Raw genomic sequence first — 10,001 nt, 5'->3', positions numbered from 1 at the left:
GTTTTTGGAGTTTTACCAAAAGAAGGCTTGCAAAATTTAACGGCGTAAGCAAAAATTTCGAATGGCATTTGAAAGAATGCGAATGGCGCTGGAAGCAGAGTATTGATGATTTAGAAAAACATTTATGGTCGCTTCTGCAATGAATTATACCAATCACTCTGCTAGTCTAGAGCCCTATTTTTAAAGACGGAATATGTTTTTTGTGATGGGAAATAAGGAGATGAAGAAATCGCCTTGACCCTCTTTTTGCTCGGGCGGATAATCACTTTCTTTTTAGGAGAAGGGCGAAAATGAGCGAATATCTTAATTTTGTTGATGAAATGGCAAAAATTGATGCGGGAAATTTTGTCTTAGGGGAGTATTTGTATCTCGGGCAGATGAAAACTGCGGAAGGGAAAAACGTCGTGCTTTCGGTGGGCTATAAGCCGAATTACGCCCTGCGCAAGATGCAGGAGAATTTTGCCGCTTTGCGGGCAGGAGCGGAGATTCGCGAATGCTATTTGCGCAAAATCCGTGTGGGGGAGACCGATGACTGCGGCAAGATTATGTTGCCCTTGGAGATGTTGGGACAATAAGGAAAGGCGGCAAGAGCCGCCTTTTTTCTTGAAGATTAATCGGGCAGTTCGCCGCTTTGGCGTTTTTGCTTGAAGTCGCGCGTTTCTTTCACAATCACGCTGGAAAGTAAGAGTAGGGCGACGAGGTTGGGAATCGCCATCAGTCCGTTGAAGGTGTCGGCAATCAGCCAGATTAAATCGAGTTTGACGACGGTGCCTGCCATGACGCTTGCCACATAGATAAGGCGGTAAACGGGAATAAATGTTTCTCCGAAAACGTAGGCGGCGCATTTTTCGCCATAATAACACCAGCCGAGAATGGTGGAATAGGCAAAGAAAATCAGCCCGATAGTCACAATCCAACCGCCAATGCCGTGCAGCAGCAAATCAAAATTATGAGCGGTTAATGCCGCGCCTTTCAAAGTGGGGTTGAGATAGTTCATGTCATTCAGCGCCAGATTGCCCATGACCAGCACGATGCCGGTAATCGAGCAGACGACAATGGTGTCTAAGAAGGTGCCGGTCATCGAGACTAATGCCTGGCGTACAGGGTGGTCGGTTTTGGCGGCGGCTGCGGCAATCGGCGCCGAACCCAAGCCGGCTTCATTGGAGAACAAGCCGCGCGCTACGCCGTAGCGGATGACGGTGCCGATTGCCCCGCCGGCTACCGCTTGTCCTGTGAAGGCATCGGAGAGAATCAGCGACAAGGCGGGCAGCACTAAATCTATGTGCATAAAAATAATGATTAAACCGCCGAGCACATAAAACAATGCCATGAAGGGCACGATAAAGGAACTGGCTTTGGCAATGCCCTGGATGCCGCCCAAGATGACGACGGCAGTCAGTACGGTTAGCGCAATGCCGCTCATCCATGTCGGGATGTCGAAGCTGTTGAAAATGGCTTCCGCCACCGAATTGGATTGCACGGAACTGCCGATGCCGAAGGAGGCGACGGTGCCGAAAAAGGCAAATAGCAGCGCCAGCCATTTCCAATGGCTGCCGAGTCCGCGTTCGATGTAATACATCGGGCCGCCCGACATTTCGCCTTTGCTGTTGACGATGCGGTATTTCACTGCCAAGACGCCTTCGCCGTATTTGGTCGCCATGCCGAAAATTGCCGACAGCCACATCCAAAATACGGCGCCGGGGCCGCCCATAACAACGGCGGTCGCTACGCCGACGATATTTCCTGTGCCGATGGTGGCGGAAAGGGCGGTCATGAGGGCGGCAAAATGCGAGACGTCGCCTTCGTGTTCGCTGCCGTCGGCTTTTTTATCGTGCGGTTTGAAAGCCTGCTTGAGCGCATAGACGAGCATGCTGAATTGCAGACCGCGCAGCATGACGGTGAGCACGACGCCGGTGCCGACTAGTAAGACCAACATCGCCAAGCCCCAGACCCAGCCGTTGAATGCTTTGAAAAAAGATTCGATGATTTCCATCATAAACTCCTGTGGTGAAAGTTTTTTGCATTCGTTTGGGTAAAATTATTGCTGTAGCATAAAATGTGTATGTCAAACGAATGAATTTATTGCAACATAGTGAAGCAGGTTTGACAAGTGTTAATTTATTGTGGAATCAGCTGTCGATTCTGACAGCCGCCGGATTTTGTGCTACTGTTTGCAGCCTTTGCCTGCGGCATGATGGGAGAAAAATATGCGTAGCGAGCGTTTGTGGTTTAGTTTTTTCATTTTATTGGCATTGACGCTGAATTTCGGTTTTGTTTACGGCGATATCGGCAATCCGGATCATCATCATAAATTTGAATTGTTCTTTGCTTTTCTCGTGAGTTTGGTTTGCACGATTATCAAATTCGGCGACCGTACGCATCTGGGCTCTTTGCTCTTGGCGACCAGTTTGGTGGCGGACGTGCAATTATTTCTTGCGGTTTTGGTCTGGACCTTCAGTTCGGGGCCGTTGGACGGTAACGGCATGGCGACGATTGTTTCTTTTGCGGTCGGGGCTTTGGTAGCGAATGTGATTTCCGTTACCCTGATGGTAATTGAGGCAGCCAGTCTGCGCCGCTAAGGCTGTGTCGTGAACGAGGTTATTTATTTATTTTTGCAACGTATGCGGCGCCCGATTTTGGTGCTGCTGCTGAGCTATGCCGTGGCGGTATTGGGTATGGCGCTGATGCCTATGGTCGATGAAAACGGCGAGATGAACCGCCTGAGCATTTTTCAAGCCTTTTATTGGGTTAGCTATACCGCCACCACCATCGGCTACGGCGAAGTGCCGGTCGCTTTTTCGCAGTGGCAGCGGATTTGGGCGGCGTTTAGTATTTATTACACCGTCCCCGCTTGGCTCTATGCCGCAGGGAAAATCATCGCCTTATTGGGCGATCCCACTTTCCAATACGCCCTGAACGAGCAACGCTTCAGCCAGCGTGTGAGCAAATTGCACAGCCGCTTCGTGATTATCTGCGGCTTCGGCGAAGCGGGGCGACGTTTGGTACACCGCCTGCAACCCTCGGGCTATACCTGCGTGGTCATCGATATTGACGCCGACCGCATCAACCGCATGGCGCTCGACCCCGAACTGCATAATGTGCTGGCACTGAAAGGCGATGCCGCCGATGTGGAATTACTGACGCGGGCGGGTGTGCGCTCGCCTTATTGCCGCGCCGTTTTGGCGATTACCGATAATGAAGAAGTCAATATCAAAGTCGCCCTATCGGCAAGACTGCTGTCTTCCGACCGCAACCGCTTTAAAATCATTTGTCGCACCATGACGCGCCAAGCCAGCGCCAATGCCCATTCTTTCGACACCGATTTCGTCCTAAATACCAGCCAAGTCTTTGCCAACCGCCTGACAGTCGGCTTGCGCCGTCCTTCGATTGCCAATTTGCTCAGCCGCTTGAACGGCACACCGAATAATGTGCATGAAGCGCCGCCGCGACCGCCCACAGGCACATGGATTATCTGCGGCTACGGCTCATTGGGCAGAGCCTTGGTACGCTTTTTGGACTATGAAGGCATTGATACCGTCGTGATTAACCGCGACGCCGAAGGCGCTTTGCTGAAAACGCAAATCAAGGGCAAGGGCACGGAAGCCGTTACGCTGCGCGAAGCGCGGATTGACCGTGCCCAAGCGATTGTGGCGGGCTTGGAAAGCGATTCGGACAATCTTTCCATTGCTATGACGGCAAAACAAATGCAGCCCTCGCTCTTTGTGGTAGGCAGGCAAAACGAAAGCAGCAATGCGCGTCTCTTTGAAATGGCGGGCTTCGACCAAGTCATGGAAGAAGCGGATTTGCTGGTCAGCGAGATTTTCCCCTATCTGGCGCGCCCGATGCTCAGCCGCTTTATCCGCTTGGCTCGGCATCAAAGCGAGGAATGGGGGCAGCAGCTTTTGCAGCGGATTGATGATATTGCCGGTGATCATAATCCTAACCAATATCTGCTGCGGATTACCGAAAAACATGCCCCTACCGTGATTGAACATCTCAAAAGCGGACATTTGCTGCGAATGCAATCCTTATGGACTTTAGCCAATGACAGCAAGACCTTGAATCAGGCATTGCCTCTGCTGTTGCTACGCGAAGGTAAAGAAATCCTGCTGCCAAAAGCGGCGACCAATTTGCAAGTCGGCGACCAAGTACTGCTACTTTATCATCAGCCAGAAGTCGCCACACGCATCAGCCGCAACTGCTTTGACAGCGGCGCCCTATATTGGACGCTGCATAATCGCGAGAAAGTCAATTCCTATCTGCTTAATTACCTTTTGAAGAAATTTGAATGATGATTCCTTATTACCAAACCTACGGCAGCGGCGCGCAAAGCCTTGTATTGCTGCATAGCGGCGGCATGGCGGGCGAAGAATGGCAGCCGCAAATCGCCGCACTTTCCAAACGTTACCGCCTGCTGGTACCGGATCTACCGGGACACGGTAGATCCTTATTGCCGGATGACCAACTCAGCATCGGCAAATTAGCCGCCGCCGTGATTGCCATGTTAGACGCCGAAAGCATTGCCAGCGCCCACATCTGCGGTTCGTCTATGGGGGCGGCAACGGCAATGTATCTGAGTTTGCATTATCCCGAGCGGGTGGAAAAAGCGGTTTTTTATCGTATTTCCTATCAAAAAACCGGCGGTACTTACGAGCAAACCCGCCTCATGGCGGATCCCGCCTATTGGCAACGCTTCGGATTGCAGGGATGGCTGTCCAAGCTGCATGAGCCGCAAGGCGGCGTCGAGGCTTGGCGGCGCGTGATTGAACGCGTTTCCGAAGCGCTCAATCCGGCGCATAGCGAACACAATCATCGCTTGGAAGATTTTGCACGTTTGAATAAAGCGGTGCTGATTATCACCGGCGACCGCGACCCGGTCTCACCTTTGACAGATGCTTTGGATTTATACCGCGTGATTCCGAATTGCGGATTATGGGTCATGCCTTTTGCCAGCCACATCACCGCCAGCAATACATGGCGCAGCGAAGCCTTTGCCGAAGAAGTGCTAAGATTTCTCGCACGCGAAGATAAAAGCAGCTAAAATACTAAAAATTTATTGTTACTCAATGTAAGGAGAACCTATGAAATTTGTTACAGTAACCGCGAATCCGGCGATTGATTTGACGGTACACGCGCCGAATTGGCAGCGAGGGGAAGTCAGCCGCGGCGAACGTTTGGATAAAACCGCCGGCGGCAAAGGGATCTCAGTTGCTATCAATTTGGGCGATGCGGGCGAAAAAGACGTAATTGTCACCGGTTGGATGGGCGAACATAATGACGGTACTTTTACGGAAGCATTTGAAGAACACGGCGTAAAAGACGAATTTATCCGTATTCCCGGCGATACCCGCCGCTGCATCAAAATCATTGACGACAATAATGGCGAAACCACCGATATTAATTTGCCGGGATTGGAAATTCCCGCAGAGGCGGTTCAAAAACTTGAAGATTATCTGGAAAAAACCGTAGACGGCGACAGCGTATTGGTTATGGGCGGCAGTTTACCGCCCGGCGTACCTGCGCAATATTATGCCCAACTTGTGGCCAAATATCGCGACAAATGCCGCTATGTGGTGGTAGATACCAGCGGTAAAGCCCTGACTGAGGTGATGCAGGCGGAGGTATTGCCGCATGTGGTTAAGCCCAATATTCACGAATTAGAAGAATTATGCGGACACGAATTGGAAGACGATGCGCATATCGTTGAGCAAGCGAGAAAATTCCTTGACCAAGGCGTGGAGTTGGCAGTGATTTCCATGGGCAGCCATGGCGCTTGGTTCGTACGCAAAGATCAGGCCATTCATGCCGCGCCGCCGCGCGTCAAAGTCATGAGTACGGTGGGTGCGGGCGATGCAATGGTCGCCGGTGTGGTACGCGGTTTGGCTTTAGGACAAGACCTTGAAACCATCGCGCGCACTTCAACCGCCTATAGCGCAGCGAATATTCAGCACATGGGCGTGGCCTTGCCGGAACCTGAAGTCATTGAGCGTTTGATGAAGCGCGTAGTGATTTCGCAATTGCCTTAAGCATTTAAAAAGCCATCGGGATTTATTTGCGATGGCTTTTGTGTTTTTGCCTACGGCAGAAGAATTAAAGAGTATTCGTTTTTAAGCGGTCAATGAGTTGACCGCGTTTTTATTTCAGCAAATCCTGATAAGTAATCACGACCGGGGCATGGTCGGAAAAAACTTCTCCGGTATAAATTTCGGCATCAATGACCTGATCGGCGAGATTATTGGTAATAATGTGATAATCAATCCGCCAACCGACGTTTTTCTCGCGTGCGCGGCTGCGCTGGCTCCACCAAGTATATTGCAATTCTTCTTGGTTAATCAGGCGGAAAGCGTCTTTGTAGTTCAGAGCGAAGAGATCTGTCAGCCATTGGCGTTCATGCGGCAAAAAGCCGCTGTTTTTCAAATTGCCTTTCCAGTTGCGGATATCGCGTTCCATATGCGCGATATTGATGTCGCCGCAGAGAATCACGCGATGATTATCCGCCGCCAAATCATCCAAATAGGGACGGAATTTGATCATGAAAGCATCTTTTTTCGCTTGGCGCTCTTCGCTGGAAGTGCCGGAATGCATATACAGGGAAATAATGTGTAAATCGCCGTAGCGGGCTTCCAAATAGCGTCCTTCGCAATCCACTTCTTCCCAGCCGATACCGGTTTTTACTTCATCGGGCTTGTGTTTCAGATACAATGCGGTGCCGCTGTAACCCTTTTTCTCGGCATTATGATAGTAGTTATAGTCAAAGGGAAAAAAGACGGGATTGCCTTCCAATTGGCTTTGCTGCGCTTTGGTTTCTTGTATGCAGACGGCATCGGCATTTTGCTGCTCAAGCCATTGGAAAAAGCCTTTTTTCTCTGCTGCGCGAATGCCGTTGGCATTAAGGGTAATGATTTTAAACATAGTCTATAGAGGTTGCGAAAAATGTTGGCAGTATATCAAAATCGTTTCTTGGAAACCGCGCTTGCGGTCAATGCGCTGAAATTCGGCGAATTTACCTTGAAATCCGGACGCAAAAGCCCGTATTTTTTCAATGCGGGCGCTTTTGCCGACGGACAATCATTGGCGGTAATGGCGCAGGCCTATGCCGCCGTGATTAAGCAAATCTTATCAGAAGGACTAAAGGTGGATTTGCTCTTCGGGCCGGCATATAAAGGCATTCTCTTAGTGGTGGCGGTGGCGACGGTCTTATCTGTTCAGGAAGGCATTAATCTGCCTTGGGCTTTTAATCGCAAAGAAGAAAAAGCGCATGGTGAAGGCGGTATGTTGGTGGGCAGTGATGTACGCGGGAAAAAAGTATTGATTCTTGATGACGTGCTGACCGCCGGTACGGCGGTGCGCGCTTCCTTGCAGCTCTTAACAGCGCAGGGCGCAGAACCCATAGGTTTGGTGGTCGCTTTGGACAGACAGGAAAAAATCGGCGACAGCGATTTATCGGCTTTGGAACATATTCGGCAAGAACAGAATCTGCATACGCGTGCCATCGTCGGCTTGAGCGATTTGCTCCGTTTCGTGCAGGATAAGGAAGAATACCGCTCCTGCTTGGCGGATTTAGAGGCTTACCGGCAAGCCTATGGCGCTTAAGCGCTTACTTGCTATTTCGCCCAAAGCAGCATATACTCACGCGACTTTCTTTTATGCGCTTGCCGCTATCTTTTTTATCCGCCTCGGCGGAATCCATCGGAGAAATTTATGTCGAAACCTATTGAGGTCAATGAGGCTGATTTTAAGGCGCAAGTCTTAGAATCAGACGTGCCGGTATTAGTCGATTTTTGGGCGCCTTGGTGCGGACCTTGCCGCGCAGTTGCGCCGATTCTAGAAGAAATGGCACAGGAATACGCCGGCAAATTGGCAATTGCCAAGATTAATGTTGACGATAATAATGAGATTTCCGTGCAATATGGCATCCGTTCTATCCCGACTTTGCTGCTATTTAAAAACGGACAATTAGTAGATACCCATATCGGCTTGTCTCCGCGAGGCAAAAGCGAGTTAGTAGAATTCGTGCAGCCGCATTTAGGCTAATTTATCTCTTGCCTGCCGTCAGCGCAGGCAAACCTTTTATTCTCTAAATAACACAATTACACTCTATGAATTTAAGCGATTTAAAGAAAAAATCGCCGCAGGTCATTTTAGAGCTTGCGGAACAAATCGGACTTGAGGACATCGCACGCAAACGTAAGCAAGACCTTATTTTTGCTATCTTAAAAGAACAAGCCAAAAACGGCGAAGAAATTGAAGGCGACGGTGTATTAGAACTGCTGCCCGACGGTTACGGCTTTCTGCGTTCCGCCATCAATTCCTATCAGGCAGGCGCCGATGATTTATACGTCTCGCCCAGTATTATCCGCCGCTGCAATTTGCGCACCGGCGACACCGTCACCGGCAAATTGCGCCCTCCTAAAGATAATGAACGCTATTTTGCCCTGACCAAGATTGATACCATCAATTTCGATCCGCGTTCGGCGGCAAAACATAAAATCTTATTTGAAAACCTCACGCCCCTGCATGCCGAAGAACAATTGCGCTTGGAATTGGGCAACGGCAGCAGCGAAGACATTACCGCGCGCATGATTGACATGATTGCCCCGATCGGCAAAGGACAGCGCGGACTCATCGTTTCGCCACCCAAGGCGGGTAAAACCGTGATGCTGCAAAATATTGCGCAATCCATCAACATCAATCATCCGGAAGTCTATCTGATTGTTTTGCTGATTGACGAACGCCCCGAAGAAGTTACCGAAATGGAACGCAGCGTTAAAGGCGAAGTCGTTTCCTCAACCTTTGACGAACCGGCGCAGCGCCATGTGCAAGTGGCGGAAATGGTAATCGAAAAAGCCAAACGACTGGTCGAGCATAAACACGACGTCGTGATTCTCTGCGACTCCATTACACGCCTTGCCCGCGCCTATAACACCGTCGCGCCCGCTTCAGGCAAAATTCTGACCGGCGGCGTGGATGCCAATGCCCTGCAACGTCCCAAACGTTTCTTCGGCGCGGCGCGCAATACCGAAGAAGCTGGCTCGCTGACCATTATCGCTACCGCCTTGATTGATACTGGCTCCAAAATGGACGAAGTCATCTATGAAGAATTCAAAGGCACCGGCAATATGGAAATCCATCTCAGCCGTCGCATTGCGGAAAAACGCATCTTCCCGGCGATTGACATCAACCCATCGGGCACGCGCCGCGAAGAATTGATGATTGACCCCGACATCTTGCAGAAAATTTGGATTTTGCGCAAAATTCTGCATCCGATGGATGAGCTGCAAGCGATTGAATTCTTATTGGAACGCATGAAAAATACCAAAACCAACAAAGAATTCTTCGATTCTATGAAAAACGGCAAATAAGTGAAGCGACAAGGCATCGGCTATGTCTTAACCCTTACCGCCTTAGCAATCCTGCTAGGCGGTTTTGCTTTGGCGGCGTATTGCAGCAACGGCACTGTCTTTCAACGCGCTTTAGGTGCGGCAATGACCTTATTGCCGCTCTTATTATTTACGCCCCGTGCTATTAAGCGCGATTTGCGCGCCTATCAAGCCTTAGCCTTAATGGCGCCGGTGTATTTGTTTTTCGGCGGCATTATTTGGCTATGGTACAGCCCGTGGTGGGGCGCATGGTTCTGCTTGGGCGCCGCCCTATTGGAAATCGGCACCATTTTGCATAATTACCGCAAACGACTGCGCAAAAAAAATAGGGGCTGAAACCCTTATTTTTATAGTCTCTTCAGATTAAAATGATACGCCTCAACACAACATATTGAAATATTTTTCAATATGTTGAAAATTTTTATTGTCTCATTTTAATCTGAAGAAACTATATTTTGGGGCTAATCTATCTTAGCCCCAAGAATCATACAGCGTTGCCAGTTCCTTATGTATAGTCAAAGAAATGAAAAAGTGGTACAGTAATGCTGCTAACAGGTAGCGCAGAGAGTACGGCGAGATGTGTTTAAACTGTAACTCTTTTTGAATTCCTTGACTATACTA

At 49.8% G+C, this 10,001-nt stretch carries 11 protein-coding genes and 1 pseudogene; 10 read left to right on the top strand and 2 right to left on the bottom strand.

Annotation, left to right across the window (positions count from 1 at the left end):
* A pseudogene (locus ACJHVI_RS05570) lies at positions 1-143 on the top strand (IS1595 family transposase); the annotation flags it as partial.
* A gap of 147 nt (positions 144-290) precedes the next feature.
* Positions 291-575, top strand: a complete 285-nt coding sequence (locus tag ACJHVI_RS05565) for a hypothetical protein (RefSeq protein WP_483183658.1) — start codon at positions 291-293, stop codon at positions 573-575.
* 35 nt (positions 576-610) lie between these two features.
* Here ACJHVI_RS05565 and ACJHVI_RS05560 read toward each other — a convergent pair whose 3' ends face one another.
* On the bottom strand, positions 611-1,993 hold the full coding sequence (locus ACJHVI_RS05560) for an alanine/glycine:cation symporter family protein (RefSeq protein ID WP_483183662.1): 1,383 nt from the start codon (positions 1,991-1,993) through the stop codon (positions 611-613).
* 214 nt (positions 1,994-2,207) lie between these two features.
* Here ACJHVI_RS05560 and ACJHVI_RS05555 point away from each other — a divergent pair, with 214 nt between their 5' ends.
* Genes ACJHVI_RS05555 through pfkB form a run of 4 tightly spaced genes read left to right on the top strand, consistent with a single transcriptional unit; the run spans position 2,208 to position 6,026 of the window.
* Entirely contained in the window at positions 2,208-2,579 is a 372-nt protein-coding gene (locus ACJHVI_RS05555; protein WP_115219144.1) for a DUF6394 family protein, read from the top strand.
* Between the two features lie 9 nt (positions 2,580-2,588).
* Positions 2,589-4,292, top strand: a complete 1,704-nt coding sequence (locus ACJHVI_RS05550) for a potassium channel family protein (RefSeq protein WP_483183657.1) — start codon at positions 2,589-2,591, stop codon at positions 4,290-4,292.
* The gene (locus tag ACJHVI_RS05545; RefSeq protein ID WP_483183656.1) at positions 4,289-5,041 is read left to right on the top strand and encodes an alpha/beta fold hydrolase; all 753 of its coding nucleotides are present in this window, start codon (positions 4,289-4,291) and stop codon (positions 5,039-5,041) included. The genes ACJHVI_RS05550 and ACJHVI_RS05545 overlap by 4 nt, the downstream gene beginning before the upstream one ends.
* Positions 5,042-5,081: 40 nt before the next feature.
* Complete coding sequence (pfkB, locus tag ACJHVI_RS05540; protein WP_483183655.1) at positions 5,082-6,026, top strand: 1-phosphofructokinase; 945 nt, start codon at positions 5,082-5,084, stop codon at positions 6,024-6,026.
* Between the two features lie 109 nt (positions 6,027-6,135).
* Here pfkB and ACJHVI_RS05535 read toward each other — a convergent pair whose 3' ends face one another.
* Positions 6,136-6,912, bottom strand: a complete 777-nt coding sequence (locus ACJHVI_RS05535; RefSeq protein WP_483183654.1) for an exodeoxyribonuclease III — start codon at positions 6,910-6,912, stop codon at positions 6,136-6,138.
* 24 nt (positions 6,913-6,936) lie between these two features.
* Between ACJHVI_RS05535 and pyrE the strand changes: the two genes are divergently transcribed.
* The 4 genes from pyrE to ACJHVI_RS05515 all read left to right on the top strand — a co-directional run bounded on the left by pyrE (position 6,937) and on the right by ACJHVI_RS05515 (position 9,716).
* A complete protein-coding gene (gene pyrE / locus ACJHVI_RS05530) occupies positions 6,937-7,593 on the top strand; it encodes an orotate phosphoribosyltransferase (protein ID WP_483183661.1) in 657 nt (218 codons plus the stop codon).
* Positions 7,594-7,701: 108 nt separating this feature from the next.
* Positions 7,702-8,034 carry a thioredoxin gene (trxA, locus tag ACJHVI_RS05525; protein WP_483183653.1) on the top strand — a complete coding sequence of 111 codons (333 nt, stop codon included), beginning with the start codon at positions 7,702-7,704 and terminating at the stop codon, positions 8,032-8,034.
* 65 nt (positions 8,035-8,099) lie between these two features.
* The gene (gene rho / locus ACJHVI_RS05520) at positions 8,100-9,362 is read left to right on the top strand and encodes a transcription termination factor Rho (protein WP_115219137.1); all 1,263 of its coding nucleotides are present in this window, start codon (positions 8,100-8,102) and stop codon (positions 9,360-9,362) included.
* A complete protein-coding gene (locus ACJHVI_RS05515; RefSeq protein WP_483183652.1) occupies positions 9,363-9,716 on the top strand; it encodes an ABC transporter in 354 nt (117 codons plus the stop codon). It abuts the gene before it with no gap.
* Positions 9,717-10,001: the final 285 nt, after the last annotated feature.

This window comes from Suttonella sp. (assembly GCF_056855035.1).
Note: the sequence above shows the minus strand (reverse complement) of the source record. Positions and strands in the feature narration are given on the sequence as shown.

Bases quoted from the DNA above. Each gene is read 5' to 3' on its own strand.
- ACJHVI_RS05565 (WP_483183658.1), top strand. From the start codon at position 291: ATGAGCGAATATCTTAATTTTGTTGATGAAATGGCAAAAATTGATGCG.
- ACJHVI_RS05560 (WP_483183662.1), bottom strand. From the start codon at position 1,993: ATGGAAATCATCGAATCTTTTTTCAAAGCATTCAACGGCTGGGTCTGG.
- ACJHVI_RS05555 (WP_115219144.1), top strand. From the start codon at position 2,208: ATGCGTAGCGAGCGTTTGTGGTTTAGTTTTTTCATTTTATTGGCATTG.
- ACJHVI_RS05545 (WP_483183656.1), top strand. From the start codon at position 4,289: ATGATGATTCCTTATTACCAAACCTACGGCAGCGGCGCGCAAAGCCTT.
- pfkB (WP_483183655.1), top strand. From the start codon at position 5,082: ATGAAATTTGTTACAGTAACCGCGAATCCGGCGATTGATTTGACGGTA.
- ACJHVI_RS05535 (WP_483183654.1), bottom strand. From the start codon at position 6,912: ATGTTTAAAATCATTACCCTTAATGCCAACGGCATTCGCGCAGCAGAG.
- trxA (WP_483183653.1), top strand. From the start codon at position 7,702: ATGTCGAAACCTATTGAGGTCAATGAGGCTGATTTTAAGGCGCAAGTC.
- rho (WP_115219137.1), top strand. From the start codon at position 8,100: ATGAATTTAAGCGATTTAAAGAAAAAATCGCCGCAGGTCATTTTAGAG.